A 26,867-nucleotide genomic window follows, 5' to 3' on the forward strand; every position below is an offset into this window, starting at 1 on the left:
CGTACGCAACGACAGGAGAACAGCTCATGGACGACAACGCCCGCTACCAGGTGCTCCGCAACGACGAGGACCAGTACTCCCTGTGGCCCGCCGACCTCGACGTCCCCGACGGCTGGCAGACCGTCGGCAAGGAGGGCACCAAGGACGAGTGCTCCGCCTACGTCGACGAGGTGTGGACCGACATGAGGCCCCGCAGCCTGCGCGAGCGCATGACCTCCTGACCGCTCCCCCTCTCGGGGAATCTCCGGGGCGCGGTGTCCGTTTCCGCCCATGGACACAGGACCATGGACACCGAACCATGGACGCCGGACACCGCACCCGCAGGAGGCCCCCATGTACGGCGACGCAGCGACGGTCCGCACGATCCTGCGCGAGCTGGGCGACACCTGGGCCGTCGTCGGCCTGTCCAACAACCAGGCCCGCGCGGCCTACGGCGTGGCCGGGGTGCTCCAGCGCCACGGCAAGCGCGTCGTCCCCGTGCACCCGAAGGCCGAACCGGTCCTCGGCGAGCCCGGCTATGCCACGCTCGCCGAGATCCCGTTCCCGGTCGACGTGGTCGACGTCTTCGTCAACTCCGACCTGGCCGGGCCCATCGCCGACCAGGCGGTGGAGATCGGCGCCAAGGCGGTGTGGTTCCAGCTCGGCGTCATCGACCCGGCGGCGTACGAGCGCACCCGCGCGGCGGGCCTGGAGATGGTCATGGACCGCTGCCCGGCCATCGAGATCCCACGGCTGGGCGGGTAAACGGTTTGGGCGCGGCACGGCCCGGCGGATAGCTTCGCTCCATGATCCGCATACGGGCCGCCCGCCGCGACGGAGGCGCTGCTCGACTGGTTCGCCGGGCAGGGCGTCACCCGGGTCGATCTGCACGCCACGGACGACGCCGAGCGGCTGTACCGGAGCCTCGGCTTCGCCGAGCACTCCACCGCCCTGTCGCTGGACCTGTCCAACCGCCAAGGCTGACCACCGCTACGCGCCGAGCCCCTCCAGGACGACGGCGCCCGGCAGCCCGGCCAGCACCTTGCCCGGCACGATGAGCTTGCCCCGGCGGCTGCCGCTGCCGATGAGCGCGTACGGGATGTCGGCGACGGCGGCGTCCAGCAGCAGCGGCCAGTCGGCGGGCAGCCCGATCGGGGTGATGCCGCCGAACTCCATGCCGCTCTCGCCGGTCGCCGTCTCGATCGGCGCGAACGACGCCTTACGGGCGCCCAGCTGGCGGCGTACCACACCGTTGACGTCCGCGCGGGTGTGGGCGAGGACCAGGCACGCGGCGAGCGTGACCTCGCCGCCCCGCTTCCCGGCCACCACCACGCAGTTGGCGGACTGCTCCAGCAGCCAGGCGCCGTAGTTCTCGACCAGCACGGCGGTGTCGGCCTTGTCCGGGTCGGTGTCCACGTACAGCACCTGCTCCACCGGCCCGGTACCCCGCCAGTCGCGCAGCGCGCCGGCGACCGGGGCGGTCAGCAGGTCCAGGCATTCCACGGCGGGACGGACCTCGTCGAAGGCGTCCATCGGGGCATTCATACGGCTCAAACTAGCAGGCCGGGAGGGGTGTGCGGGCCCGGGTTTCAGCGGGCGGGCGGCACCGAGACAGCCATGGTCATCTCCACCGGTACCTCGCCGTCATTGCGGTAGGTGTGCGGGGTGTTGGCCTCGAAGGCGGCCGAGGTGCCGGTCGGCACGGTGTGCTCCCGGTCCCCGATGACGAGGGTCAGCTCGCCCGCCGTCACCCGCAGCAGCTCGTACGTCCCGGCCGGGTGCGGATCGGACTCGCTGCCGTCGCCGGGCATCAGCCGCCACTCCCACATCTCCAGCGGCCCCCTCGCCTCGGTACCCACCAGCAGAGCGGTGTAGCTGCCCGCCTCGGTGGACCACATCCGCACGGCCTGGTCGGCGGGGACGAAGGTCACCTGGGGGCCCTGTTCGTAGTCGAGCAGCGTCGTGATGCTCACGCCGAGCGCGTCGGCGAGCTTCACGGTGATGCCGACACTGGGGTTCGTACGGGCCTGCTCAATCTGGATGATCATGCCCCGGCTGACCCCGGCGCGGGCCGCGAGGGCGTCGAGGGTGTAGCCGCGTTCGTTGCGCCAGCGCTTGAGGTTGCGGGCGAGCGACTGCGTGAGCTGATCGAGGTCCGTCACAGAATCCAGTCCAGTCCAATATGGTGAATGGCGAAGTCGAGCATAGTGAACTACGGTGGGGTGTACTCCAGCGTCCATCACACTGTACGGCGAGGTCCCTCCATGTCCGCACTCTTCGCTCTCGCCACCAGCCTGATGTGGGGGCTGGCCGACTTCGGCGGAGGGCTGCTCACCCGGCGCACCCCCGCGCTCACGGTGGTCGTCGTCTCGCAGATCATCGCGGTGACCGTGCTCGGCGCGATCGTGGTGGCCACCGGCGGCTGGTCCGAGGCCGGGCCGCAGCTGTGGTTCGCCGCGGCGGCGGGCGTGGTGGGCCCGGCCGCCATGCTCTGCTTCTACCGCGCGCTCGCGCTCGGCCCGATGGGCGTCGTCTCCCCGCTCGGCGCCCTGGGCGGGGTCATGGTGCCGCTCGCGGTCGCGGTCGTACTCGGCGAGCGGCCCGGGCTGCTCCAGCTGGCCGGGATCGTGGTGGCGGTGGCCGGGGTGGTCCTGGCCGGGGGCCCGCAGACCGGCGGCACGCCCGTCCAGCGGCAGACCCTGCTGCTCACCCTGGTCGCCGCGCTGGGCTTCGGCTCGGTGATGGCGCTGATCGCCGAGGCGTCCACCACCCTGACCGGGCTCTTCCTCGCGCTGTTCACGCAGCGGGTGTGCAACGTGGTGGTCGGCGGCACCGCGCTGCTGATCTCGGTTCGGCGCGGCACCCGCGCGCTGCCCGAGGGCGGCATGCGCGTCGTCGTGGCGTCGCTGCCCGCGCTCGCCTTCGTGGGGCTGGCCGACGTCGCCGCCAACGGCACGTACAACCTGGCCGCCCACTCGGGGCCGGTCACCATCGCCGCCGTCCTCGCCTCGCTGTACCCGGTGGTGACCTCGCTCGCCGCCCGCGTCCTGCTGGGCGAGCGGCTGCGCGCGGTGCAGGCGACCGGCGCCGGGCTCGCCCTGGTGGGCAGCGTGCTGCTGACGACGGGCTAACGTGCCGGGAGACGGCGAGAGTTACGAACCCGGAGGAGACAGCGGTGGCGGAGCGGGCACTGATCGCGGGCGTGGGCGGCAAGGAGCCGAAGGTCGATCCGGAGGCGTTCATCGCCCCGACGTCCGTGGTGATCGGCGATGTGTCGGTGGCCACGGGAGCGAGCGTCTGGTACCACGCGGTGCTACGCGGAGACACCGCGCCGATCAGCGTGGGCACGCAGAGCAACATCCAGGACAACTGCACCGTGCACGCCGACCCCGGCTTCCCGGCCACCGTCGGCGAGCGGGTGACCGTGGGCCACAACGCGGTGCTGCACGGCTGCACCGTCGAGGACGACGTCCTGGTCGGCATGGGCGCCACGGTGCTGAACGGCGCGCACATCGGCGCGGGCTCGCTGATCGCGGCCCAGGCGCTGGTCCCGCAGGGGATGCGGGTGCCGCCGGGCTCGCTGGTCGCGGGCGTTCCGGCGAAGGTCAGGCGCGAGCTGACCGACGAGGAGCGGGAGCACGTCCGGCTCAACGCCGACGGCTATGTGGAGCTGGCCCGCCACCACCGCGCCGCGGCGGAGGAGCGGGCCAGTCAAGAGTGAGCGGTAGCGGCTACTCGGCGGCCGGGACGCGCTCCGGCTCGGCCGCCCCGGCTCCGGCCTTGGCGGTCCCGGCCTGAGATCCGGCCTTGACGGCCTCGGGTCCGGCCTTGACGGCCTCGGGTCCGGCCTCGGCCGCCGCCACCGGCTGCTGGGCCTCCCGGGCCGCGTGGGCCTTCTTCGAGCGCCACTTCATCACCAGCATCGAGCCGAGGCCGAAGCACAGCGCGAGGACGAGCCCGAGCCAGGAGAAGCGCTTGAGCCAGTCCTCGGCGACCTTCCCGACCGAGTAGATGACCGCGGTGGTGCCGCCCGCCCAGACGATGCCGCCGAGCACGTTGGCGATGGCGAACTTCCAGTACGGCATGCGCAGCACCCCGGCGAGCGGACCCGCGAAGATGCGCAGCAGCGCTATGAAGCGGCCCACGAAGACCGCCCACATACCCCACTTCTGGAAGGACCGCTCGGCGGTCGCCACCTGGTCGGCGCCGAAGTGCTTGGGGAATTTACGGGCCAGCCAGGCGAGCAGGGGCTGACCGCCCCTGCGGCCGATCAGATAGCCGATCGAGTCGCCGATCACGGCCCCCGCGATGGCGCAGCCACCGAGGATGTAGGGGTTGATGTGGTCCTGGGAGGCGGCCAGCAGCGAGGCGCTGACGAGGACGATCTCTCCCGGGAGCGGAATGCCCAGGCTTTCGAGGCCGATGACCAGGCCGACGAGCAGATACACACTGATCGCCGGTACGGTCTCAAGCCATTCCTCGATGTGCAACGCCGGTTCCCTCCCGTATGCCGATCCCTTGTCGGCGCACGCCCGATCGAGCGCACCCGGGAAGCGTACTCAATCGGCGCGGTCGCCACATTCCACGATGGATGCTCCCGGCCACGTCGGCTCGCGGGAGGGGCCCGTACGGGCGGCGGGAGAGGCTTGTCAGCCCTGCGGCCGCAGCGTCCAGGTGATGGACATCTCCCCGGTGACCGCTCCGTCCTCGCGCGTGATCTCGATCCGTACGGGGAATTCGGGGCGCTCGCCCGCGTCGAGTCCGGCCACCACCTCGGCCGCCGGGCGGCCGAGCCGGGCGGTCGCGGTGACCGGGCCCTTGGCGAGTTTCTTGTAGTCGATCTCGGCCCGCACGGCCAGCGGCACGGCGCGCTGGAGCTGGTCACCGAAGGCGGCGAGCACGACCGCGCCGGACGCGGATTCGGCCAGCGTGAACATCGCCCCCGCGTGCGGTCCGCCGACGTGGTTGTGGAAGTCGGGCTGGTCGGGCAGGCGCACCACGGCGCGTTCGGGCGACGCCTCGACGAACTCCAGGTTCAGGGTGCGCACCATGGGCACGGTGGCCGCGAGCATGTCGCCGATGGAGGGCAGGGTCTCTGACATACCGGGGAAGTTACCACCGGGTAGCAAATCCGGGGAAGGGGCGGCCGTAGCCGCTGTCGGCGACCCCATCTATCGTTATCGGCCATGTGGCCAGGACAGCAGCCGCCCGGGGGCGAGCAGAACCCGCAGGATCAGAACCCCTATCAGCAACCGGGGTACCAACAGCCCAACCCATACCAGCAGCCGGGTTACGGGCAGCAGGGTTACGGACAGCAGGGCAACCAGCAGCCGGGGTACGGGCAGCAGGGACAGCAGCAGCCGAATCCGTATCAGCAGCCACAGCCGGGCTACCCCGGCCAGCCGGGACAGCAGCCGGGTTACGGGCACCCGCAGAACCAGCCCGCACACGGCTGGAATACGCCCTCCGGACCGGCCGGGGCGCCGCAGCCGCCGCCGGACAAGAAGAAGCGCACGGCGACCATCGCGATCGTCGCCGCGGTGGCGGTCGTCGCCGCGGCCGTGATCACGGGCGTCGTCGTCCTGAACCAGGACGACGGCAAGGACGAACAGGCGAAGGACGACAAGAAGCCCTCCGCCCCCGCGTCCTCGTCCGCCCCGGCCGAGGACCCCTCCGCCGGTGGCGACGAGGACAACCCGCGCGCCGGTGGCGACGCGACCGAGGTGAAGCCGGTCATCCCCGGTTGGCAGACGGTCGTCAGCCCCAAGCGGCACGACGCGTTCGACGTGCCCGCGAACTGGGCGGTGAAGAAGCCGGATCTGAGCATCGGTTTCGAGGACGACGAGGGCAACCCGCTCGTCATCATGTCCGCCCCGGCCAAGTACAAGGAAAACGCCTGCACCGTCAAGGACGAGGACGGCGAGGAGAACATCAGCGGCATCGCCGGAGCCGGCACCAAGGGCGCGCAGGGCGCCAAGACCGAGGCCGACGCCTCCAAGGTCGAGGCCGAGAACTGGGTCTTCGCCGGGTTCGACCAGAAGGAGACCGGCACCCGGAAGGTCACCAAGCCCAAGCCGTTCAAGAGCGCCCACGGGCTCAAGGGCTACACCTCCACGGCGACGGTCACCGGCGTCAAGAAGACCGACAAGTGCGTCACGGACGGCAAGGCGGTCACCGTCACCTACACGGACATCAACGGCGACTTCGCGACCTGGGTGCTCTACTCCGCCAAGGGCGTCAAGGACGAGGTCCCGGACGCCACCATCAAGAAAATCATGAGCAGCCTGCGCCCGGTGGAGTCCGAGGGATAGTCATCAGCTGATGGGCGCGGCCGGAATTGGGTTGGACGCCGGGGCCCGCCCCCGGGAATAGTCCGCTGCGTGACCACTCCCCCGGCCTCGCGTCCCCCATCGCTCCGCCCCGCCTGGGCGGGCCGCAACTACACGCTGCTCACCGCCGCCGCGGTGGTGACGGGCCTCGGAAACGCCGGGGCCCTCATCGCGGCGGCGTTCGCGGTCCTGGACGCGGGCGGGGACAGCGGCGACGTCGGGCTCGTCGCCGCGGCCCGCACCCTCCCGCTCGTCGCCTTCCTGCTGATCGGCGGCGCGCTGGCGGACCGGCTGCCGCGGCACCGGGTGATGGTCGCGGCCAACGCCCTCAACTGCGCCTCGCAGGCCGTCTTCGCGGTGCTCGTGCTCACCGGTGAGGCGCGGCTGTGGCAGATGGCCGTGCTCGCCGCGCTCGGCGGCATCGGGCAGGCGTTCTTCGGCCCCGCCTCCGAGGGCATGCTGCTCTCCAGCGTCACCGCCGAACAGTCCGCCCGCGCCTTCGCGTTGTTCCGCGTCGGCACCCACGGCTCGCAGATCGGCGGTGCCGCGCTGGGCGGCGCGCTGGTGGCGATCGTCGGTCCGGGCTGGGTGCTGGCCATCGACGCCGTCGCCTTCGCCGCGGCCGGAGCGCTGCGCGGGCTGCTCGACGTCAGCCACATCGCACCGCGCGAGCCCGGCGGCGGCATGCTGCGCGATCTGCGCGAGGGCTGGCGGGAGTTCATCGGACGGCCGTGGCTGTGGGCCATCGTGGTGCAGTTCTCGGTCGTCAACGCCGTGGTGGCCGCGGCCGAGGCGGTGTTCGGGCCGCTGATCGCCGAGGAACATCTGGGCGGCGCACGGCCCTGGGGAATCGCGCTCGCGGCGTTCGGCGCGGGAACCGTCGTCGGCGGGCTGACGATGATGCGCTGGAGACCACGGCGGCTGCTGCTCGCGGGCAGCCTGTGCGTCCTGCCGTTCGCCCTGCCGTCGGCCGCGCTCGCCGTCCCGCTGTCCGTGCCCTGGCTGTGCGCGGTGATGTTCGTCGCCGGGGCGTCGGTCGAGGTGTTCGGGGTGTCCTGGATGACCGCGCTGCACCAGGAGATCCCCGAGGACAAGCTGTCCCGGGTGGCGGCGTACGACTGGCTGGGCTCCATCGCCATGGTCCCCCTCGCCACCGCCCTCGCGGGCCCGGCCGAGAGCGCCTTCGGGCGGTCGGCCGCGCTGTGGGGCAGCTCGGCGCTGATCCTGCTGCTGACGCTCGCGGTGCTGTGCGTACCGGACGTACGCCAGCTGCGGCGCCGCGAGCCGGAACCGGTGGCGGAGGGGACGCCCGTCACCGAGCCCTTGGCGGCGCCGGAGAAGCTCTGAGGGCCGCTGTACGTGGCGCCCGCTGCCGTACCGTCAGCCGACGCTGAACGCGCCGCCCGGCGGCTCCGGCGACGGCACCGCATCCTCGTCCCGCACCGGCACCTCGTCGCCGATGAACCGCTCCAGCGCCGCCCCGTACTCCACCCGCGCCGGGAACGCGTCGGCCGCGGTACGCCGCGCCAGCGCCCCCACCGGCAACTCGCCCTGCGACGCCACCAGCACCGCGTTCCCGAACCGGCGGCCGCGCAGCACCGCGGGCTCCGCGATCAGGCACACCTCCACGAACACGGCGCGGAACGTGGCCAGTTGGGAGCGGAGGAAGGTGAACGGCGCGCTGTCGGCGAGGTTGGCCATATAGCAGCCCCCGGGGCGCAGTACCCGGGCCGCGGCGCGCGCGTACGCGACCGACGTGAGGTGCGCGGGCACCCGCGAGCCGCCGAACACATCGGCCACGATGACATCGGCGGACGCCTCGGGCGCGGCCTCCAGCGCGGCGCGGGCGTCCGCCCGGCGCACGGTGATGCCCGCGCCGCCCGGCGGCAGCGGCAGTCGTTCGGCGACCAGTTCCAGCAGCCCGCCGTCGGCCTCGATGACCTGCTGCCGGGAGCCGGGCCGGGTGGCGGCCAGATAGCGGGGCAGGGTCAGCGCCCCGCCGCCCAGGTGCAGGGCGTCGAGGGGCGCGCCGGTCCCGCCCGCCTCGTCGAGGACGTGGCCGAGCCGTCGCGCGTACTCGAACTCCAGATGGCCGGGGTCGTCCAGGTCGACGTACGACTGGGGTGCGCCGTCCACCGTGAGCAGCCAGGCGCGCGAGCGGTCGAGGTCCGGCATCAGCTTGGCGGTGCCGTGGTCCACGGCCCGGGTCACGGGTATCGGCTCGTTCACCGTCCCATTGTGCCGTCCCGGCTTCCGCTCGCCCGCCCCGGGCGGGGTGGGCGAGCGGGTGCCGGTCCCTACGGCTGGACGGTGAGCACCGTGCCCGCGCCCACCGTGCGGCCGCCCTCGCGGATCGCGAAGCCGAGCCCCGGCTCCAGCGGCACCGCGCGGCCCAGCTCCACCGCCAGGGTGACGGTGTCACCGGGTCGGGCCACCCCGGCGGCGCCGAGGTCCACCTCGCCGACCACATCGGCCGTACGGAGGTAGAACTGCGGCCGGTAGCCGGTGACCACCGGGGTACGGCGACCGCCCTCGGCCGCCGACAGCACGTACACACTCGCGGTGAAGCGCCGCCGGGGCACGACGCTGCCGGGCGCCGCGACCACATGGCCGCGGCGCACCGCGTCCCGGGCCACCCCGCGCAGCAGCAGCGCCACGTTGTCGCCCGCCTCGGCGGACTCCATGGGTTTGCCGAACGTCTCGACGCCCGTGACGACGGTCGTCACGTCCGCGCCGAGCACCTCGACGCGGTCGCCGACGCGCACCGTGCCGCGCTCGATGGCTCCGGTGACCACCGTGCCGCGGCCGGTGATGGTGAGTACGTTCTCCACCGGCAGCAGGAACGGGGCGTCGGTGTAGCGCACCGGCGTCGGTACGTAGATGTCGACGGCGTCGAGCAGCGCCTCGATCGCGCCGGTCCACCGCGGGTCGCCGTCCAGCGCGCGCAGCCCGGAGACCCGTACGACGGGCGTGGTCTCGCCGGGGTAGCCGTGCGCGGACAGCAGCTCGCGCACCTCCAGCTCGACCAGGTCGGTGAGTTCGGGGTCGCCCGCGTCGGCCTTGTTGAGGGCGACGACGATGTGGTCGACGCCCACCTGCCGGGCGAGCAGCACGTGTTCGGCGGTCTGCGGCATGACACCGTCGAGCGCGGAGACGACGAGGATGGCGCCGTCGAGCTGGGCCGCGCCGGTCACCATGTTCTTGATGAAGTCGGCGTGGCCGGGCATGTCGACGTGCGCGTAGTGCCGGGTGTCGGTCTCGTACTCGACGTGCGCGATGTTGATGGTGATGCCGCGCGCGGCCTCCTCCGGCGCCCGGTCGATGCGGTCGAACGGCACATAGGTGCCGCCGGAGCCGCGCTCGCTGAGGACCTTGGTGATGGCGGCGGTGAGCGTGGTCTTGCCGTGGTCGACGTGGCCCATGGTGCCGATGTTCAGATGCGGCTTGGTGCGCGCGTAGGCCTGCTTGGGCATCCTGGACGTGGCGGACATGCGGCTGTTCCTCCTCGGAACGACAAGGGAAGCGCGGACCCCGGTGCCTGGCCGACCCTCCCCTGCGGGGTCCGTCGGAGTGGTCCGAGGAGGGTCAGCTTCGGGCGCCGTCGAAGATGGCGGCAGCCTTCGGAGCATCCGCGACCGCGGATGTCGTCATGAGGAAGGCATACCGGAACATGCCGTGATCATTGCGCACTGTTCGGTCACCGTCGAATGGTTTTCGTGACGTGCGGGGCCGGTGTGGTGCGTGCGAACCCCTGGGGCGCGCCCGGGTGTATCGGCCGGGCGACAACCAGCCGACGAGCGAACGACATCACAGCGCACCCGTGGCCCGGTCGGTTACGCTCCCCCCGATGCTCGACGTAGCCGTCCCCGCCCCGAAACCGGCCGTGAGCCGCGCCCGCGCCGTGCTGCTCTCGCCGTGGTCACGGCTGGGGCTGCTCGCCGCGCTGCTGGCCGGTGCCGCGACCGCGGTGTGGGTGTGGCAGCCGCACCGGCTGCTGGCGGACGGCTGGCCGCTGCAACTGTCGGGCCCGGCGGCCGTAGTGCTGTTCGCGGCCGCGTACGGGCTGTGCACCGCCGCACTGGTGCCCCGGCCGCTGCTGAACCTGGCGGCGGGTGTGCTCCTCGGCGCCCAGGTCGGCCTCGCGGCGGCCGTCACCGGTACGGTGCTCGGCGCCGGGATCTCGTTCGGCCTGGGCAGACTGCTGGGGCAGGACGCGCTGCGCCCGCTGCTGCGGGGCCGCTGGCTGGGCGCGGCCGACCGGCAGCTCAGTCGGCACGGCTTCCGCTCGATGCTGGCGATCCGGCTCTTCCCGGGTGTGCCGTTCGCCGCCGCGAACTACTGCGCGGCGGTCTCGCGGATGGGCTGGCCCGCGTTCCTGCTGGCGACCGGGCTCGGCTGTGTGCCGAACACGGCGGCGTACGTGGTGGCGGGCGGCCACGCCGCCACACCCACCTCGCCCGTCTTCCTCATCGCACTGGCCTGCATCGCCATACCCGCTCTCGGCGGGGTGGTCGTGGCCTGGCGCAAGCGCGGCCGCTTGCGGCGGGCGTGAGTTGATGACCCACACGGCTAAACCGGCCTTCGGACCGGGCCCTTGGCAGGCCGTTCGCCCAGGGACGCTACGCTGCCACCACAACCGGTTGCCGAACCCCGGCCACCGACCTTCACCTCGGCCGCCCCGCCTGTTCCGGCATGCCCCGGAGCAGCGCATGATCAGCCTTTGGATAGCGTAGACGCAATGTCGTGGTTTGAATCATTCATCCTCGGGCTGGTCCAGGGGCTGACCGAGTTTCTTCCGATCTCCTCCAGCGCCCATCTGCGCCTCACCGCCGCCTTCGCGGGCTGGAACGACCCTGGTCCCGCCTTCACCGCGATCACCCAGATCGGCACCGAGCTGGCGGTGCTCATCTACTTCCGCAAGGACATAGCCCGGATCGTGAGCGCCTGGTTCCGCTCCTTGTTCAACAAGGAGCGGCGCGGCGATCACGATGCCCAGATGGGCTGGCTGGTGATCGTCGGCTCGATCCCGATCGGTGTGCTCGGCCTCACACTCCAGGACGCCATCGAGGGCCCGTTCCGCGATCTGCGGCTCATCGCCACCACCCTCGTCGTCATGGGTGTCGTACTCGGCTTCGCGGACCGGCTCGCCGCCCGCGACGAGACGGGCGGCAAGCACCGTGTCGCCAAGCAGCGCAAGTCGCTGCAGGAGCTGAGCGTCCGGGACGGACTGATCTTCGGCATATGCCAGGCGATGGCGCTCGTCCCCGGTGTCTCCCGGTCCGGCGCGACCATCAGCGGTGGCCTGCTCATGGGCTACACCCGCGAGGCCGCGGCCCGCTACTCCTTCCTCCTCGCCGTCCCGGCCGTCCTGGCCTCCGGACTCTTCGAGCTGAAGGACGCGTCCGAGGGACACACCGAGTGGGGTCCGACGCTCTTCGCGACCGTCATCGCCTTCGTCGTCGGCTACGCCGTCATCGCCTGGTTCATGAAGTTCATCTCGACCAAGAGCTTCATGCCGTTTGTGATCTACCGCATCCTGCTGGGCCTGCTGCTCTTCGCCCTGATCGGCTTCGACGTGCTGAGCGCGCACGCGGCCGAGTCCGCGGGCTGACGTATGAGGGATGGGCCGCCGGCCGAGGAGGGAGGAGGTCCGGCGGCCCCTTCGCTCAGGTCTGGCGCCCCCTGAGCGGTATGTGATGAGTCAACCGCCACGGGACGCGTGGCGGGAGGGTGTGCGATAGATATATGCAAGCACTCTGTTCACGCGGGGTGTGAATACATCACACTCCGTACGACCTCTCCCCTGAGCTGGAGCCCATCAGCTCGACCAGCTCCCCCAGCTCCGAGATCCGCCAGTCCGCCCGCGCCACGTCATCACTGGCAGCCCACAGGTGCCCCCACGGCCCCCGGCGGAGGTGCGCGGCCCGCAGCCCGGCGGCCCGCGCCGCCCGGACGTCGAACACCGGATGGTCGCCCACATACAGCGTCCGGTCCGGCGCGGCCCCGCCGAGCGCGACGACCCGCTCGAAGAACCCCGGATCGGGCTTGGCCACGCCCCACTCGCCGGACGTCGCGATGGCGTCCGCCGGCAGCTCCAACCCGCGCAGCAGCTCCCCCGTGCGCACCGGCTGGTTCCCGGCCACCACGATCCGTACGCCCAGCGCACGCAGCGCCCCGAGCGCGGGCCGCGCGTCCGGATACAGATCGCGCCCCTCCAGCCAGTCCGCCCGCGCCGACGCGTCCCACGCCCGGCGCTCCGCGTCGACGTCCACCCCCGGCTTCGCCAGCCGGATCGCGTCCGAGTCGTCCCGCCCCTGCGCGACCACGGCCCCCACCAGGGCGGACAGCGTATGCCGAGGCACGCCGAGCCAGTCGGCCCACGCGGCCCAGTACCCGTCCTCCCGGACCAGGGTGGAACCGACGTCGAAGGCCACCACCTCGATCACCGCTACGCCTCCTTCTCCCCCGCCGTCCACTCCGCGTACCGGACCCGCTCGATCTCCAGCACCTCGCCGACCGTCCCCCACTCGTTCTTCCCCAGCCGCGCCAGCGGCCGCAGCCTGCCGACCTCCGGATGCCCGTCGACCATCACCCCGTCGTCGACCGCGGCATGCACCACCCGCCCGAACACCACCGTCGAGTCCCCGAGCAGCACGGTGCTGTGCAGCTCGCACTCCAGCGCCACCGGCGACTCCGCCACCCGCGGCGGCCGCACCCGCACGCTCTCCTCCCGCGCGACCCCGACCGCCTCGAACTCGCTCACCCCGCGCGGAAAGTCCGTAGCCGTCCCATTGATCGTCTCGAACATCCGCTCCGGCGCGAGGTTCACCACGAACTCCCCGGTCTCCTCCACATTGCGCAGCGAGTCCTTCCGCCCGACGGAGGTGAACTGCACGACGGGCGGCGACACGCAGGCGACGGTGAAGAAGGAGTGCGGCGCGAGATTCGCGGACTGCGTGTCCGGGTTGATGGTGGACACCCAGGCGATCGGCCGGGGCACGACGACCGAGGTCAGCAGCTTGTAGAACGGGTTCCGGCCGACGGTCTGAGGATCAAAGTCGATACGCATACGCCCCAGTATCCGCTGGCGCCCGCGACGCCCCCTAACGACGATCTGGATTGGCCTATCCACTTTGGTGGTACCGTGGCGGGCATCGAAACGGATAGGCCTATCCGGATCACATCTCCACGAAAGGACTCGCCGTGACCAGCATCGCCATCGTCGGAGCCGGGCCCCAGCTGGGACTGGCCATCGCCCGCACCTTCGGCTCGCGCGGCTTCGACGTCGCCTTGATCTCCCGTAGCCGCGAGAAGCTCGACGACCTCGTGGGCAAGCTCACCGCCGAGGGCGTCACCGCCGCCGCGTTCCCCGCGGACGTACTCGACCGCGACGCGCTCGGCCGGGCGCTCAAAGACGCCGCCACGCGGTTCGGCGGAATCGATGTCCTGGAGTACTCCCCGGTGGGGACGTTCGGCGTCACCACGCTGACCGCTCCGGCCGAGACCGAGCCGTCTCAGGTGGAGTTCGAGATGAACTTCCAGCTCTACGGGGCCATCGCCGCCACCAAGGCCGTGCTGCCCGCGATGCGCGCATCCGGCGCGGGCACCCTGCTCTACACCACCGGCGCGGGCTCCATCGAGCCCGACCCGCGGGTCGCCAACGTCAACGCCGCCGCGGCGGCCCTGCGCAACTGGGCGATCAATCTGCACAACGAGCTGACCGGCACCGGAATCCAGGCCGCCCACATCGGCATCGACGTGTCGATCGGCACCGCCGTGATCCCCGGCCTGCCGACGGCCCGGCCCGAGCAGATCTCCCCCGTCTACTGGGAGCTGCACACGACCCGACGCGACCAGGCCGAGCGCGTCTTCAGCCTCTGACGCCCCTCCCCCAAGGAGCAGTCCGGCATGACCACGATCACCGATCCGTCCTACGTCGACCCAGCGCTGATCAACCCCCGCGCGGTGCGTCTCGTCGAGGCGTTCAAGAGCGCCCTGGCGCGGATGCGTGACGAGGAGGGGCTGACCTTCGACGACCTCAACGCGGCCACCGACCTGCTACAGCGGATCCAGACGGCCACCGGCGCTCCCCTGGCGCTGGTCGCCATGCCGCTGTTCAGCGAGGTCTTCCAGGGCGGCCGGGACGGCTACACACCCTCCGAGGACGTCAACAGCCCCACCTACCTTCCCGGCTCCCCGCATGTCGGCAACCCCGGCACCCTGCCGATGCGGCCCGATGAACCCGGGATCCCGCTGGTCGCCTCCGGCCGCGTCGTGGACGGCCACGGCCAACCGCTCGCGGGCGCCAAGCTGGACGTCTACCACGCGGCCAACAACGGCGACTACTCCGGGCTTCACGACGACGGAGTGCCCCGGCACAACTTGCGCGGACACCTCTTCACGGACGACGACGGCCGCTACGCCTTCACCACCATCACCCCGGTCGCCTACGCCGATCCCCACGTCACGGCGGTCGACGGGGTCACCGAAGCCGTCGCGGCCCTCGGGCGCAGCCTCTACCGCCCGGCCCACATCCACTACGAGATCCATCACGCCGACCTCATCACGCCCTGGCGGGGCGAGATCTACTTCACGGGCGATCCCGTCATCCCCGTCGACTTCGTCGGCGGCACCCTGGCCCCTCCCGCGCTGCAGGCCGACACCCTCACCCTCCTGCACGAAGACCCCGAGGACATCGCCGGACACGGTTTCCAGGGCCCCTACAGGACCATGCGGTTCGACTTCGTCCTCAAGACCCGCACCAGCCCTGACGCCATCGTCCCGAAGGCCGGTCCGGCCTGAGGTCAGCCGCTCTTGCCCGGCGCCGGGGCGGTGGGGCCTCCCGGACCGGCGCGGAGCATGGCCCGGTAGAGGGCGTCGTGTTCGGGCGAGTCGGGCAGGGCGCCACGGGCAGGGGCCTCGAAGGACTGGATCATCAGGGCGACGACGCGCCGCCACGCATCCGGCGCGGCGTCGCCCGTGGCGTTCACGACACCGGCGTTGGCCATGTGCAGGAGCACCAGATCCGAGGGGTCGAAGTCCTCGCGCAGACGCCCCGTCGCCTTGGCCCGGTCGATGAGTTCCACCATGGCCCCGTACGCCTCGTCGCGGCGCTCCTCCAGCGCCTTGGCGGTGGGAAACGTCATGGTCAGTACGTCGGCGAAGCCGTAGTCGGCGGCCTGCATCGCACAGGCCGCCTCGATGTAGCCGACGAAACCGTGCCACGGGTCGGGGTCGTCCAGGGCGACCGCGACCGCGTCGGCGTACGCGTCCATGCGATCGGAGAAGACGGCGGCGACCAGTTCCTCCTTCGCGGGGAAGCGACGGAACATGGTGGCGATCCCCACCCCCGCCTCTCGGGCCACGGAAGCCATGGAGGCGTTCAGCCCCTCCCGCCCGAACACCGTGCGCGCCGCGGCGATGATCCGCTCCCGGTTGCGCTCGGCGTCGCTCCGCAGCGGCGGGGCGGCGGGATCGTCGGAGGGCTGGGCGCCAGGGTTCATGTCGCCCACCCTAGCAATCGGATTGCCCTATCCAGTTAGGCCGCCGCTCGGGGTGGGCTGGTCGGCCTCGATGCGCGGCAGGGCGACCTCTTCGCGCCGCAGGCCAAGCGGCCCGCACGTGGGGGGGCTCTGTCAGTACCTGTAACAGCAGGCTCTCCCCCGCCGCCTTGAGCTGCGGTTACCTCGATGACGGCAACCACCCCCTCGTGACGACCAAGGAGTCACCCCGCATGCCGACGCAGTCCGCACCCCCGGAGCTGGCCGAGATCGCGCCGAAGCTCGTCGAGCTGACCAACGAGGTCCTTTTCGGTGACGTCTGGCAACAGCCCGGACTGTCGCCGCGCGACCGCAGTCTGGTGACCGTGAGCGTGCTGGCCGCTCTCTACCGCGGCGAGCAGCTCGGCTACCACCTGGGCGTCGCTCTCGACAACGGCCTGAGCGTGCGGGAGTTGTCCGAGGCGATCACGCACCTGGCCTTCTACGCGGGCTGGCCCAACGCCATGACGGCGATCACCCAGCTGAAGAAGATCGCCGACGAGCGCGGCGTCTGACCGCCCGGCGCAGCCACCGGTACCGCATCCGCCCCCTCCCCTCCTGACCCGACCAAGGAAACCTGTCGTGGAACACATCACCGAGACCCCCACCGTCAAGGCCCCGCCCGAGCGCTTCACCGGCGACGTCTACCTCAACCCGATCGAGGCGCCCTCCGACCCGGCCCGTCTGGCCTCCGCCCTGGTGCGGTTCACCCCCGGGGCCCGCACCAACTGGCACTCCCACGCCAAGGGGCAGGTCCTGTACATCACCGACGGCGTCGGTCTGGTGGGCACCCGCGACGGCCATGTGGTGAGCGTGAGCGCGGGCGAGACCGTGAAGTGCCCGGCGGGCGAGGAGCATTGGCACGGCGCCACCGACACCACGCTGCTGGCCCACATCGCCATGGTGGTCGGCGACGAGAGTGGCGACGGCACCAGCTGGCTGGAGCCGGTCACCGACGAGCAGTATGCGGCGGCTCTCGCCGCCGTGGGCCGAGCCAAGGGGGGACAAAACTCTCCCTGCCACGGGCGTGATTCGTGATGCCAGACTTCCCACGGGCCGATCCGTCCGTGATGCGAAGGCTTAGGTATGCCAACCGAATCCCCTGAACCCGCTGTTTCCTCCTCCGCGCCCACCCGGCGTACGTTCGTCACCACCAGTACGGCGGTCGGTGGTGTCGTCGTCGCGGGTGGCGTGATCGGAGGGTCGGCGGTCCTCGTCGGCTCCGGAGACGCGGCCGCCCCGGCACCGGCGCCCTCCAGCCGTGTCTCCCTGACGGTCAACGGGACCCGGCGGACCGTCACGGTGGACAACCGCACCTCGCTGCTGGACCTGCTGCGCGAGCACTTCGGTCTGACCGGATCGAAGAAGGGCTGCGACGCGGGTGCCTGTGGGGCGTGCACGGTCCTGGTCGACGGGCGCCGGGTCAACTCCTGTCTGACGCTGGCCGTGCGGCTGGAGGGCGCCGAGGTCACCACGATCGAGGGCCTGGCCGACGGCGACGAGCTGCATCCCCTGCAGCAGGCGTTCATCGACGAGGACGCCTTCCAGTGCGGCTACTGCACCCCAGGTCAGATCATGTCCGGTGTCGGTTGCGTCCAGGAGGGGCACACCGGTTCGCCGGAGGAGATCCGGGAGTGGATGAGCGGCAACATCTGCCGCTGCGGCTGCTACGTGAACATCGTGCGCGCGGTCCAGCGGACCGCGCGCCGGAAGTGAGGCCGGGCCGTCATGCATCCCTTCTCCTACACCCGCGTCTCCGACACCGGGGAAGCCCTCGCCGCCGGTCATCTCGGTGGGCGTTACATCGCCGGAGGCACCACCCTGGTCGACCTGATGCGGGAGACCGTCGAACGCCCCGGGACGCTGGTCGACATCAGCGGTCTGCCGCTGGACGAGGTCACCGTCACCGAGCGCGGTGGGCTGCGTATCGGTGCCCTGGTGACCATGGCCGGGGCGGCGGCGCATCCCAAGGTGCGGACGTTGTACCCGGTCGTGTCCGAGGCGCTGGAGCTGAGCGCGTCGGCCCAGCTGCGGAACATGGCCACCATCGGCGGCAACATCATGCAGCGCACCCGGTGCACGTACTTCCGTGACGTGACCGCCGACTGCGACAAGCGTGTGCCCGGCTCGGGTTGTGCCGCCCGGGAGGGGGTCAACCGCACTCACGCGATCCTCGGCGCCTCCGACCGCTGCGTGGCCACCCATCCTTCCGACGTCGCCGTGGCGTTCGCGGCCCTGGACGCGCGGGTGCGTCTGACGGGACCGGATGGGGAGCGTCAGGTCCCCTTCGCCGACTTCCTGCTGCGGCCCGGCAACACTCCCCAGCGCGAACACGCCCTGCGCAAGGGTGAGTTGATTACAGCGGTCGAGATCCCGGCGCATCCGCGTCCGCTCAGGTCGGGCTATCTGAAGGTGCGTGACCGGCAGTCCTATGAGTTCGCCCTGACCTCGGCGGCGGTCGCCCTGCACATCCGGGGTGGGGTGATCCGTGAGGCGAGGGTGGCCGCCGGTGGCGTGGGGACCGTGCCGTGGAAACTGCCCGAGGTCGAGCAGCACCTCATCGGTGAGCGCCCCTCCGCGCCACTGTGGGCGGCGGCCGCCGGGCGCGCGGCGGCCGGAGCCCGTCCGCTGAAGCACAACCGGTTCAAGGTCGAGCTGCTGAAACGGACCGTCGAACGCCAGCTGCGCATCGTAGGAGGTACGAAGTGAGCCCCCAGCCGCAGGCAGCCGTGGGTGCGCCGCTGTCCCGGGTGGACGGCAGACTGAAGGTCACCGGCAAGGCGCTGTACGCCGCCGAGCACGAGGTCGACGGTGCCGTGCACGCCGTCATCGTCGACGCCTCCGTGGGTCGCGGCCGCGTCACCTCGATCGACACCGGCGACGCCGAAGCCCACCCGGGCGTACTGCGCGTGCTCCACCACCGCAACGCCCCGACGCTGCCGTACCGCGACAACCCCGGCTCCAACAATCCGCCCGGCGGCCGTCGGCTGCGGGTGTTCCAGGACGACCGGGTGCTCTTTCACGGCCAGCCGGTCGCCGTCGTCGTCGCCACCACTCTGGAGGCCGCGCAGCACGGCGCGAGCCTGGTCAAGGTCGGCTACGACGCCCAGCAGCCCTCGACCGACCTCACCGGGGCCGAACCTGGCGATCCGACGAACTACGCGCGCGGCGACGCGGAAGCCGGTCTGCGCTCCTCCGCCGTGCGGCTGGACCTGACGTACCGGCTGGCGCGCAACAACCACAACCCGATGGAGCCGCACGCCACCATCGCCCGCTGGGACGGCGACCAGCTGACCGTGTGGGACAAGACGCAGTGGGTGGTGGGCACGCAGACCGAACTCTCCACGGTGTTCGGCCTGCCCATGGACTCCGTCCGCGTCATCTCGCCGTTCGTCGGCGGGGCCTTCGGCAGCGGGCTGCGCTGCTGGCCCCACGTGGTCGTCGCCGCGCTGGCCGCCCGGGAGACGGGCCGTCCGGTCAAGCTGGTGCTGAGCCGCGGGCAGATGTACTCCGGGACCGGGTTCCGGCCCTCCTACGCGTACCGGCTGCGGCTGGGCAGCGACCGGCGGGGCCGGCTCTCCGCCGCGGTCCACGACATCGACGCCGAGACCTCCTCGTACGAGACGTTCACCGAGGCGGTCCTGCCCGCCGGACAGATGCTCTACAGCATGCCCAACGTGAGCCAGGCGTACCGGACGGTGCCGCTGGACGTGCACACCCCGATCTGGATGCGCGGGCCCGGCTTCGCCACGGCGTCGTTCGTCATCGAGTCGGCCATGGACGAACTCGCGGACACACTCGGCATCGACCCGATCGAACTGCGCAGGCGCAACGAACCGAACGAGGACGAGTCGTCCGGGCTGCCGTTCTCCACCCGCCGTCTGCGCGAGTGCTACACCACCGGCGCCCGCGAGTTCGGCTGGCACCGCCGCGCCTCCCGGCCGCGCTCCCGCCGTGAGGGCGACTGGCTGATCGGCCTGGGCATGGCCGCGGGCGTCTATGACACCGCGCGCAACACCGCCAAGGCCCGGGTCCGCCTGGACGCGGACGGAACCGCCGTGGTCGAGGCCGCCTCCAGCGACATGGGGCCGGGCACCTACACCTCCCAGACCCAGGTCGCCGCCGACGCCCTCGGTCTGACCATGCGCACCGTCACCTTCCGGCTCGGCGACTCCCGCTACCCGCCGACCCCGCCACACGGCGGCTCGATGACCATGGCCAGCGTCGGCTCCGCCGTCCTCGACGGCTGCGACACGGTGCGACGGCAGGCCATCACACTGGCCGTCGAGGACCGTGAGTCGCCGCTGTACGGGGCGGAAGCGGACGACATCGTGGTCCGTGGCGGCCGGCTGCACATGAAGAACAACCCCACGCGCGGCGAGACCTACCGGGCACTGCTGGCCCGCAACAACCGCACCCACCTCGAAGCTCTCGGCTCCTTCACCGGACCGTCAGGCTCGCAGCGGCACTCCTTCTACGCCTACAACGCGACCTTCGCGGAGGTCGCGGTCGACGCGACGCTCGGGCTGGTGCGGGTGCGGCGGATGCTGGGTGTGTACGACGCGGGCCGTATCATCAGCCCCAAGCTGGCCGAGAGCCAGGCGATCGGCGGCATCGTGGGCGGCATCGGCACGGCCCTGCTGGAGCACACCGTCACCGACCACCGCGACGGACGGATCGTCAACGCCAACCTGGCCGACTACCTCGTCCCCGTCAACGCCGACGTCCCCGACGTCAAGGCGATCTACCTGGACGGCGAGGACCCCGAGGCCGACCCGCTCGGCGTCAAGGGCCTCGGCGAGGTCGTCCACGTCGGTGTGGCACCCGCCATCGCCAACGCGGTCCACAACGCCACCGGCCGCCGCGTCCGCCAACTCCCCATCACCGCCGAGGCGCTGCTCTGACCCCCTGGGTCAGGTCGGGGACGCGGAGGCGGGCAGGTCGTGGTCGGCGGCCCAGGAGGCGAGGATGCGCAGCCGCTCGTGGGTGGGCGAACCGGGCGGGGCCGTCCACACGGTCAGATGCTGGTCGGGGTCGGTGTTGGCGGTCAGGGTGTCCCAGTCCAGCACCAGCTCGCCCACGACCGGATGGTTCAGTGTCTTCGTGCCCACCGTGCGGGCGGCGACGCGGTGATCGCCCCACCACTGGGCGAACTGCTTGTCCCGCATGGACAGTTCACCGACCAGCTCGGTCAACCGGGGATCCTCGGGATACCGCGCGGTCTCCATCCGCAGCTGGGTCACGGCGATGTGGGCGGAGGACTCCCAGTCGGCGTACAGGGTGCGCATCGCCGGATCGGTGAAGATGATCCGCGGGTAGTTGCGGTGCTTTTCCGGGACGCGGGAGAAGTCGGTGACCAGGGCGGCGGCCAGCGCGTTCCAGGCGAGGATGTCGCCGCGCCGCCCCTGCACGATGGCCGGGGTGGCGGTGAGGTCGTCCAGGACCCGCTGCAACTGCGGCTGGACCTGCTGCCTGCCGCGCCGCCGGGTGCGCGTGGTGGGTTTGCCCGCGAGCTGGAAGAGGTAGCCCCGCTCGTCGTCGTCCAGGTGCAGTACCCGGGCCAGGACGTCCAGGACCGGCGCCGATGCCTGCATACGGCCCTGTTCGAGACGGGTGTAGTAGTCGGTGCTGATGCTGGCGAGCTGGGCGACTTCCTCACGGCGCAGCCCCGCCACCCGGCGGGGGCGGCCGCTCTCGGGCAGGCCTACCGTGCGCGGGCTCAGCTCGGAGCGGCGCTTTTTGAGGAATTCTCCCAGCTCATTGAGGGGGATGTTGCCGGTCATGCTTCCCAGCATGACACCGATCCCACCCGGGAAAGGGGGGAGGAATTACTCCCAGGATGTTTCCCTCCCGGGATGGTTTTCTCCTCTTTTCGCGCCTGCCCCCGCCTGTGAGGCTCGACCGCGAGCAGCCGTTCGTCCTCGTGGCGGGCTGCCGCACACACCACCCCCGGCACCGAAAGAAGCACCCTCATGCGCGGAGCAGTCATCCACGCCCCCGGCGACGTGCGTCTCGAAACCCTGGACGACCCGAAGATCGCCCACCCGACCGACGCGGTCATCCGCACGGTCGCCACCTGCGTGTGCGGTTCTGACCTGTGGCCCTACCGAGGTCTGGAGCCGATCGGCGACCCGCATCCGATGGGGCACGAGTACGTCGGCGTCGTCGAGGAGGTCGGAGCCAAGGTCACCTCCGTCAAGCCGGGCCAGTTCGTCGTCGGTTCGTTCGCCACCTCCGACAACACCTGCGCGAACTGCCGTGGCGGCTGGCAGTCCAGCTGTCTCCACCGCGAGTTCATGAGCACCTGCCAGGCCGACTACGTCCGCGTCCCCAACGCCCACGGCACCCTCGTCGCCACCGACGGCCACCCGGACGGCGCGTTCGTACCCGGCCTGCTCGCCGTGTCCGACGTGATGGGCACCGGCTGGTACGCGGCCCTCGCCGCCGAGGTCAGGCCCGGCTCCACCGCCGTGGTGGTCGGCGACGGAGCGGTCGGCCTGTGCGGTGTCATCGCCGCCAGGGAACTCGGCGCCGAGCGGATCATCGCCATGAGCCGCCACGCCTCGCGGCAGAAGCTCGCCCTCGAATTCGGCGCCACCGACATCGTCACCGAACGCGGCGACGATGGTGTCGCGCGCGTCAAGGACCTCACCGAAGGCCTCGGCGCGGACTCGGTCCTGGAGTGCGTCGGCACCCCGGAGGCCATGCGGCAGGCCCTGCACACCGCCCGGCCCGGCGGCAACGTCGGCTTCGTCGGCGTCCCCCACGAGGTGGCGGTCGACGGCCAGGAGCTGTTCTTCTCCCACGTCGGCCTGCGCGGCGGACCCGCTCCCGTGCGCCGTTACCTGCCGGAGCTGATCGATCTGGTCCTCTCCGGCCGGATCGACCCCGGGAAGGTCTTCGACCACACCCTCCCCCTGGAGCAGGTCGCCGAGGGCTACCAGGCGATGGACGAGCGCCGCGCCATCAAAACCCTCCTCAAGCCCTGACCCACACGTCCCAGGACGACTTCATGAACATCCGGCTCGCCACCGCCGACCACGTCGCCATCGAACCGCTGCCCGCGTCGGCTCAGCAGCCCCGCCACCACTTCGGAGAACACGGCATGAACCCCACCTATGACTTCAGCGGGCAGGTCGCCCTCGTCACCGGAGCGGGCTCCGGCATGGGTCTGGCCACCGCCCGCGCCTTCGCCGAAGCGGGCGCCGCCGTCGCCCTCACCGACATCGACGAAGCCGCTCTGAACGCGGGCGCGAGGGGGCTCACCGACGAAGGTCACCGCGTCCTCGCCCTCGCCTGCGACGTCAGCGACGAGGAGCAGGTCGCCGCCGCGGTCGACCGCACCGTGGAGACCTTCGGCCGCCTCGACATGGCCTACAACAACGCCGGTATCCAGATCCCGCCCAGCGACGCCGCCGACGAACCCGCCGAGCGGTTCGACCGCGTCAACGCCATCAACCTCCGCGGCGTCTGGGCCAGCATGAAGCACGAACTGCGCCACATGCGCGCCCAGGGCAGCGGTGCCATCGTCAACTGCTCCTCCCTCGGCGGCCTCGTCGGCATTCCCGGCCGCGCCTCCTACCACGCCTCCAAGCACGGAGTCATCGGCCTGACCACCAGCGCCGCCCTCGAATACGCCCCGCGCGGCATCCGTATCAACGCCGTCTGCCCCGGCACCATCGACACCCCCATGGTCAGCGACATGATCGCCAAGGGGGAGCTGGACCGCGCCGAGGCCGAAGCCAACCAGCCCATCAACCGGCTCGGCACCGCGGACGAGATCGCCCAGGCCGTCCTGTGGCTGTGCAGCCCCGGAGCCGGGTTCGTCCTCGGCGTCGCCCTCCCCGTCGACGGCGGCTACGTCGCCCGGTAGCGACCGCCGACCCGGCGGTGGCTTCAGGCGAACGCGGGCAGCAGGAGGGCCATTCCGAGACCGAGCACGCTCACCAGTGTCCGCACAGCGGTCTGTGTCTTCGCGGCCTGCGTCAGGCTCATGCCGAAGGACTCCTTGACCAGCCAGAATCCGGCGTGGTTGACGTAGTTCAGGCCGAGCGAGCCGGAACCGATGGCGATCACGAGGAGGGACTAGAAGGTCACACAGGGATCGGTCGGCTCTGCAGTTGCTCGACCGCGTGGACGAGGGGCGCGAGTCCGGGCACGGATGTCGCCGCGTCGAGGGCCTCGCGCAGGGCCGCGTTGTTGGTGGGGCGGGCCTCGTCCAGCAGGCGCCTGCCCTCGTCGGTGACGTCGGTGTAGATGCCGCGCCGGTCGGTGGCGCACAGGTAGCGGGAGAGCAGGCCGCGGTTCTCCAGCCGGGTGACCAGGCGGGTGGTCGCGCTCTGGCTGAGGACGACGGATTCGGCGACCTGGCGCATCTGCAGGTGGCCGCCCTCGCCGTCGTGCTGTCGGCTGAGGACATCGAGCAAGGCGTACTCACGCGCGCTCAGGTCGTGTGCCGCCTGGAGCGCGCGTTCGATGCGGCCCTCGATGCGCCCGTGCAGCAGCGAGAGCGCGGACCAGCTGTGGGCGAGAGCGGTCATCGCGGGGTCGGTGGCGGTCATGTCGGCTCCCTCGGTCCGGCCGGTCGACTGGGGCCCATCGCGGAACGGCACCCCTTAGTCACGTACGCCACTATAGCGCGCTTGCATATATAAGGCGTGTGCAATTATTGTCGATGCCCGTAAGGCGCTTGCGCGTCTATTCATCGTCTGCACCGTAAGGACACACGTCATGCCGCTCGCACTGCTGGCCCTGGCCATCGGGGCCTTCGGGATCGGGACCACCGAATTCGTGATCATGGGGTTGCTGCCCCAGGTCGCCGGAGACCTCGGGGTGTCCGTGCCGACGGCCGGGCTGCTCGTCACCGGTTATGCGCTCGGCGTCATGATCGGGGCGCCGATCATGACGGCCCTCGGCACCAGGATCTCCCGCAAGAACATGCTCATGCTGCTCATGGGCCTGTTCATCGTGGGCAACGCCATCTCCGCCGTGGCTCCCGTCTTCGCCGTCATGCTCATCGGCCGGGTCGTGGCCTCGCTGGCCCATGGCGCCTTCTTCGGCATCGGCTCCGTGGTCGCCGCCGAGCTGGTGGCCCCGGAGAAGAAGGCCGGGGCGATCTCGCTGATGTTCACCGGGCTGACCGTGGCGAACGTGGTCGGCGTGCCGCTGGGCACGTTCGTCGGCCAGAGCGCGGGCTGGCGCGTCACCTTCCTCATCGTCGCGGCGCTCGGTGTCGTCGGCCTGGCCGGTGTAGCCAAGCTGGTCCCGGATCTGCCCAAGCCCGAGGGCGTACGGCTGCGGCACGAGGTCGCGGCGTTCAAGAACCCCCAGGTGCTGCTGGCCATGGCGATGACCGTGCTCGGCTTCGGCGGCGTCTTCGCCGCGATCACCTACATCGCGCCGATGATGACCGAGGTCAGCGGCTACGCGGACTCCTCCGTCACCTGGCTGATGGTGCTCTTCGGCCTGGGCATGGTGGCCGGGAACCTCACCGGAGGACGGTTCGCCGACCGCCGGCTCATGCCGATGCTCTTCACGGCCCTGGGCGGTCTCGCCGTCGTCCTGGCGCTGTTCACCGTCGCCGCGCCGAACAAGATCGCGGCGGCCGTGGCCGTCTTCCTCATCGGCGCGCTGGGCTTCGCCACCGTCCCGCCGCTCCAGAAGCGGGTCCTGGACTACGCGCACGGCGCCCCCACGCTGGCGTCGGCCGTCAACATCGGCGCCTTCAACCTGGGCAACGCCCTCTCCGCCTGGCTCGGCGGCATCGTGATCTCCGCCGGGTACGGCTACACCGCCCCCAACGCCGTGGGCGCCGTACTCGCCGCCGCCGCTCTCGTCCTCGCGTTCGTCTCACAGCGCCTGGAGCACCGATCCGGCCCCGTCGCCGCCCCGTCTCGGCGGCCCGCCACCGGGCGGGCGGCCACGCCCGACGCCGAAGCCGTCCCTCACTGACCCCCGGCGCGCCGCCACGGCGAGTCGCCCCGCTGACCACCGAGGACGCGGACGTACTCGGGCCGTGCTGACCTCCGGCGAGACCAGCACCCGTAAGGCCTACACCTCCCTCCAGCTCGACGCCCCGACAGCCGACCTGGTGGACCTGGTCAAGCCCGACGACCACGGCTTCGCCACGGCCGCCCTAAGGCGCTCTGAACCCTCCCAGCCATAGAAAGGACATCCCCCCATGACGTCGATTCCGAAGGTGACACTGAACAACGGTGTCGCGATGCCGCAGCTGGGCTTCGGTGTCTTCCAGGTCCCCGACGACCAGACCACCGCCGCGGTCAGCAGCGCCCTGGAGGCCGGATACCGCAGCATCGACACCGCCGCCATCTACGGCAACGAACGCGGAGTCGGCCGTGCGCTGGCCGCCTCCGGCATCCCCCGCGAGGAGTTGTTCGTCACGACCAAGCTGTGGAACGAGGACCAGGGCTACGACGCGACCCTCGCGGCCTTCGAGACCTCCCTGGAGAAGCTCGGCCTGGACCACGTCGACCTCTACCTGATCCACTGGCCCACCCCGGCCCGTGACCGGTACCTCGACACCTGGCGCGCCTTCGAAAAGCTGCTCGCCGACGGCCGGACCCGCGCCATCGGCGTGTCCAATTTCCAGGTGCCCCACCTCCAGCGCCTGCTGGAGCACACCGGCATCACGCCGGTGATCAACCAGGTCGAGCTGCATCCCGCCCTCCAGCAGAGCGAGCTGCGCGCCTTCCACGCGGAGCACCGGATCGCCACCGAGGCATGGAGCCCGCTGGCCCAGGGTGCCGTCCTCGGTGCCCAGCCCCTCGTGGACATCGCCGACACGTACGGCGTCAGCCCCGCCCAGGTGGTGCTGCGCTGGCACCTCCAGACCGGCAACGTGGTCATCCCCAAGTCGGTCACCCCGGAGCGCATCCGGCAGAACCTCGACGTCTTCGGCTTCGAGCTGAGCGACGACGACCTCGCCGCGATCGCCGGCCTCGACACCGGTACGTGCACGGGCCCGGACCCCGACACCCTCAACTGATAACTGATCGACCGA

Annotated in this window: 31 protein-coding genes and 2 pseudogenes; 21 read left to right on the forward strand and 12 right to left on the reverse strand. The window is 71.3% G+C overall.

Annotated features, from left to right (window positions below; genetic code table 11):
* Nucleotides 1-26: 26 nt before the first annotated feature.
* The 3 genes and pseudogenes from ACFV9T_RS07775 to ACFV9T_RS07785 form a co-directional block, all read left to right on the forward strand.
* The gene (locus ACFV9T_RS07775) at nt 27-221 is read left to right on the forward strand and encodes an MbtH family protein (RefSeq protein WP_385437448.1); all 195 of its coding nucleotides are present in this window, start codon (nt 27-29) and stop codon (nt 219-221) included.
* A 112-nt stretch (nt 222-333) separates the two neighbouring features.
* Nucleotides 334-744: a CoA-binding protein gene (locus ACFV9T_RS07780; protein ID WP_385437450.1), complete on the forward strand. Its 411-nt coding sequence runs from the start codon at nt 334-336 to the stop codon at nt 742-744.
* Nucleotides 745-807: 63 nt separating this feature from the next.
* A pseudogene (locus tag ACFV9T_RS07785) lies at nt 808-963 on the forward strand (GNAT family N-acetyltransferase); the annotation flags it as partial.
* Nucleotides 964-969: 6 nt separating this feature from the next.
* Here the strand turns inward: ACFV9T_RS07785 and ACFV9T_RS07790 are convergent.
* A complete protein-coding gene (locus ACFV9T_RS07790) occupies nt 970-1,524 on the reverse strand; it encodes a YbaK/EbsC family protein (RefSeq protein WP_385437451.1) in 555 nt (184 codons plus the stop codon).
* Nucleotides 1,525-1,568: 44 nt separating this feature from the next.
* Nucleotides 1,569-2,141, reverse strand: a complete 573-nt coding sequence (locus ACFV9T_RS07795) for a helix-turn-helix domain-containing protein (RefSeq protein WP_385437452.1) — start codon at nt 2,139-2,141, stop codon at nt 1,569-1,571.
* 102 nt (nt 2,142-2,243) lie between these two features.
* On the opposite strand from ACFV9T_RS07795, the gene ACFV9T_RS07800 reads away from it, so the two are divergent.
* Entirely contained in the window at nt 2,244-3,110 is an 867-nt protein-coding gene (locus tag ACFV9T_RS07800) for an EamA family transporter (protein ID WP_385437453.1), read from the forward strand.
* A gap of 44 nt (nt 3,111-3,154) precedes the next feature.
* On the forward strand, nt 3,155-3,700 hold the full coding sequence (locus ACFV9T_RS07805) for a gamma carbonic anhydrase family protein (protein ID WP_385437454.1): 546 nt from the start codon (nt 3,155-3,157) through the stop codon (nt 3,698-3,700).
* A 10-nt stretch (nt 3,701-3,710) separates the two neighbouring features.
* Here the strand turns inward: ACFV9T_RS07805 and ACFV9T_RS07810 are convergent, their stop codons facing one another.
* Together ACFV9T_RS07810 and ACFV9T_RS07815 are read right to left on the reverse strand one after the other, a co-directional pair.
* The gene (locus tag ACFV9T_RS07810) at nt 3,711-4,469 is read right to left on the reverse strand and encodes a DedA family protein (protein ID WP_385437455.1); all 759 of its coding nucleotides are present in this window, start codon (nt 4,467-4,469) and stop codon (nt 3,711-3,713) included.
* A gap of 159 nt (nt 4,470-4,628) precedes the next feature.
* The gene (locus ACFV9T_RS07815) at nt 4,629-5,081 is read right to left on the reverse strand and encodes a DUF4442 domain-containing protein (RefSeq protein ID WP_385437456.1); all 453 of its coding nucleotides are present in this window, start codon (nt 5,079-5,081) and stop codon (nt 4,629-4,631) included.
* An 84-nt stretch (nt 5,082-5,165) separates the two neighbouring features.
* Between ACFV9T_RS07815 and ACFV9T_RS07820 the strand changes: the two genes are divergently transcribed.
* On the forward strand, nt 5,166-6,290 hold the full coding sequence (locus ACFV9T_RS07820; protein WP_385437458.1) for a hypothetical protein: 1,125 nt from the start codon (nt 5,166-5,168) through the stop codon (nt 6,288-6,290).
* Nucleotides 6,291-6,359: 69 nt separating this feature from the next.
* A complete protein-coding gene (locus ACFV9T_RS07825; RefSeq protein ID WP_385437459.1) occupies nt 6,360-7,655 on the forward strand; it encodes an MFS transporter in 1,296 nt (431 codons plus the stop codon).
* Nucleotides 7,656-7,688: 33 nt separating this feature from the next.
* Here the strand turns inward: ACFV9T_RS07825 and ACFV9T_RS07830 are convergent, their stop codons facing one another.
* Both ACFV9T_RS07830 and tuf read right to left on the reverse strand, forming a co-directional pair.
* A complete protein-coding gene (locus ACFV9T_RS07830; RefSeq protein ID WP_385437461.1) occupies nt 7,689-8,537 on the reverse strand; it encodes a spermidine synthase in 849 nt (282 codons plus the stop codon).
* A 68-nt stretch (nt 8,538-8,605) separates the two neighbouring features.
* A complete protein-coding gene (gene tuf, locus ACFV9T_RS07835; RefSeq protein ID WP_385437635.1) occupies nt 8,606-9,781 on the reverse strand; it encodes an elongation factor Tu in 1,176 nt (391 codons plus the stop codon).
* 374 nt (nt 9,782-10,155) lie between these two features.
* Between tuf and ACFV9T_RS07840 the strand changes: the two genes are divergently transcribed.
* Together ACFV9T_RS07840 and ACFV9T_RS07845 are read left to right on the forward strand one after the other, a co-directional pair.
* Nucleotides 10,156-10,860, forward strand: a complete 705-nt coding sequence (locus ACFV9T_RS07840) for a TVP38/TMEM64 family protein (protein WP_385437462.1) — start codon at nt 10,156-10,158, stop codon at nt 10,858-10,860.
* A gap of 186 nt (nt 10,861-11,046) precedes the next feature.
* A complete protein-coding gene (locus tag ACFV9T_RS07845) occupies nt 11,047-11,919 on the forward strand; it encodes an undecaprenyl-diphosphate phosphatase (protein WP_385437463.1) in 873 nt (290 codons plus the stop codon).
* A 169-nt stretch (nt 11,920-12,088) separates the two neighbouring features.
* Here ACFV9T_RS07845 and ACFV9T_RS07850 read toward each other — a convergent pair whose 3' ends face one another.
* Together ACFV9T_RS07850 and ACFV9T_RS07855 are read right to left on the reverse strand one after the other, a co-directional pair.
* Nucleotides 12,089-12,754: an HAD family hydrolase gene (locus ACFV9T_RS07850; protein WP_385437465.1), complete on the reverse strand. Its 666-nt coding sequence runs from the start codon at nt 12,752-12,754 to the stop codon at nt 12,089-12,091.
* A gap of 2 nt (nt 12,755-12,756) precedes the next feature.
* The gene (locus ACFV9T_RS07855; protein ID WP_385437467.1) at nt 12,757-13,377 is read right to left on the reverse strand and encodes a flavin reductase family protein; all 621 of its coding nucleotides are present in this window, start codon (nt 13,375-13,377) and stop codon (nt 12,757-12,759) included.
* Between the two features lie 134 nt (nt 13,378-13,511).
* Here ACFV9T_RS07855 and ACFV9T_RS07860 point away from each other — a divergent pair, with 134 nt between their 5' ends.
* Together ACFV9T_RS07860 and ACFV9T_RS07865 are read left to right on the forward strand one after the other, a co-directional pair.
* The gene (locus ACFV9T_RS07860; protein ID WP_385437468.1) at nt 13,512-14,189 is read left to right on the forward strand and encodes an SDR family NAD(P)-dependent oxidoreductase; all 678 of its coding nucleotides are present in this window, start codon (nt 13,512-13,514) and stop codon (nt 14,187-14,189) included.
* Between the two features lie 27 nt (nt 14,190-14,216).
* A complete protein-coding gene (locus ACFV9T_RS07865; RefSeq protein WP_385437469.1) occupies nt 14,217-15,110 on the forward strand; it encodes a hypothetical protein in 894 nt (297 codons plus the stop codon).
* A 2-nt stretch (nt 15,111-15,112) separates the two neighbouring features.
* On the opposite strand, the gene ACFV9T_RS07870 is transcribed toward ACFV9T_RS07865, so the two are convergent.
* A complete protein-coding gene (locus ACFV9T_RS07870) occupies nt 15,113-15,811 on the reverse strand; it encodes a TetR/AcrR family transcriptional regulator (RefSeq protein WP_385437470.1) in 699 nt (232 codons plus the stop codon).
* A 230-nt stretch (nt 15,812-16,041) separates the two neighbouring features.
* Here ACFV9T_RS07870 and ACFV9T_RS07875 point away from each other — a divergent pair, with 230 nt between their 5' ends.
* The 5 genes from ACFV9T_RS07875 to ACFV9T_RS07895 all read left to right on the forward strand — a co-directional run bounded on the left by ACFV9T_RS07875 (nt 16,042) and on the right by ACFV9T_RS07895 (nt 20,751).
* A complete protein-coding gene (locus ACFV9T_RS07875; protein WP_385437471.1) occupies nt 16,042-16,362 on the forward strand; it encodes a carboxymuconolactone decarboxylase family protein in 321 nt (106 codons plus the stop codon).
* Between the two features lie 67 nt (nt 16,363-16,429).
* Nucleotides 16,430-16,885 carry a cupin domain-containing protein gene (locus tag ACFV9T_RS07880; protein ID WP_385437472.1) on the forward strand — a complete coding sequence of 152 codons (456 nt, stop codon included), beginning with the start codon at nt 16,430-16,432 and terminating at the stop codon, nt 16,883-16,885.
* A gap of 48 nt (nt 16,886-16,933) precedes the next feature.
* On the forward strand, nt 16,934-17,563 hold the full coding sequence (locus tag ACFV9T_RS07885; protein ID WP_385437474.1) for a (2Fe-2S)-binding protein: 630 nt from the start codon (nt 16,934-16,936) through the stop codon (nt 17,561-17,563).
* 12 nt (nt 17,564-17,575) lie between these two features.
* Nucleotides 17,576-18,556: an FAD binding domain-containing protein gene (locus ACFV9T_RS07890; protein WP_385437475.1), complete on the forward strand. Its 981-nt coding sequence runs from the start codon at nt 17,576-17,578 to the stop codon at nt 18,554-18,556.
* Nucleotides 18,553-20,751: a xanthine dehydrogenase family protein molybdopterin-binding subunit gene (locus ACFV9T_RS07895; protein WP_385437477.1), complete on the forward strand. Its 2,199-nt coding sequence runs from the start codon at nt 18,553-18,555 to the stop codon at nt 20,749-20,751. The genes ACFV9T_RS07890 and ACFV9T_RS07895 overlap by 4 nt, the downstream gene beginning before the upstream one ends.
* Before the next feature lie 9 nt (nt 20,752-20,760).
* On the opposite strand, the gene ACFV9T_RS07900 is transcribed toward ACFV9T_RS07895, so the two are convergent.
* Nucleotides 20,761-21,642 carry a helix-turn-helix domain-containing protein gene (locus ACFV9T_RS07900; protein ID WP_385437478.1) on the reverse strand — a complete coding sequence of 294 codons (882 nt, stop codon included), beginning with the start codon at nt 21,640-21,642 and terminating at the stop codon, nt 20,761-20,763.
* A 177-nt stretch (nt 21,643-21,819) separates the two neighbouring features.
* Here ACFV9T_RS07900 and ACFV9T_RS07905 point away from each other — a divergent pair, with 177 nt between their 5' ends.
* Both ACFV9T_RS07905 and ACFV9T_RS07910 read left to right on the forward strand, forming a co-directional pair.
* Nucleotides 21,820-22,836 carry a zinc-dependent alcohol dehydrogenase family protein gene (locus ACFV9T_RS07905; protein ID WP_385437480.1) on the forward strand — a complete coding sequence of 339 codons (1,017 nt, stop codon included), beginning with the start codon at nt 21,820-21,822 and terminating at the stop codon, nt 22,834-22,836.
* A 116-nt stretch (nt 22,837-22,952) separates the two neighbouring features.
* A complete protein-coding gene (locus tag ACFV9T_RS07910) occupies nt 22,953-23,720 on the forward strand; it encodes a glucose 1-dehydrogenase (protein WP_385437636.1) in 768 nt (255 codons plus the stop codon).
* A 23-nt stretch (nt 23,721-23,743) separates the two neighbouring features.
* Here the strand turns inward: ACFV9T_RS07910 and ACFV9T_RS07915 are convergent, their stop codons facing one another.
* On the reverse strand, nt 23,744-23,923 hold the full coding sequence (locus tag ACFV9T_RS07915) for a hypothetical protein (RefSeq protein WP_385437481.1): 180 nt from the start codon (nt 23,921-23,923) through the stop codon (nt 23,744-23,746).
* A gap of 17 nt (nt 23,924-23,940) precedes the next feature.
* On the reverse strand, nt 23,941-24,408 hold the full coding sequence (locus ACFV9T_RS07920; RefSeq protein WP_385437483.1) for a MarR family winged helix-turn-helix transcriptional regulator: 468 nt from the start codon (nt 24,406-24,408) through the stop codon (nt 23,941-23,943).
* Between the two features lie 169 nt (nt 24,409-24,577).
* Here ACFV9T_RS07920 and ACFV9T_RS07925 point away from each other — a divergent pair, with 169 nt between their 5' ends.
* From ACFV9T_RS07925 to ACFV9T_RS07935, 3 genes and pseudogenes are all read left to right on the forward strand, one after another.
* Nucleotides 24,578-25,798: an MFS transporter gene (locus ACFV9T_RS07925; RefSeq protein WP_385437484.1), complete on the forward strand. Its 1,221-nt coding sequence runs from the start codon at nt 24,578-24,580 to the stop codon at nt 25,796-25,798.
* A gap of 58 nt (nt 25,799-25,856) precedes the next feature.
* A pseudogene (locus tag ACFV9T_RS07930) lies at nt 25,857-25,955 on the forward strand (heme-binding protein); the annotation flags it as partial.
* 72 nt (nt 25,956-26,027) lie between these two features.
* A complete protein-coding gene (locus tag ACFV9T_RS07935) occupies nt 26,028-26,852 on the forward strand; it encodes an aldo/keto reductase (RefSeq protein WP_385437485.1) in 825 nt (274 codons plus the stop codon).
* The last annotated feature ends 15 nt before the right edge of the window (nt 26,853-26,867 follow it).

This window comes from Streptomyces sp. NPDC059850, assembly GCF_042731515.1.
GTDB lineage: Bacteria > Actinomycetota > Actinomycetes > Streptomycetales > Streptomycetaceae > Streptomyces.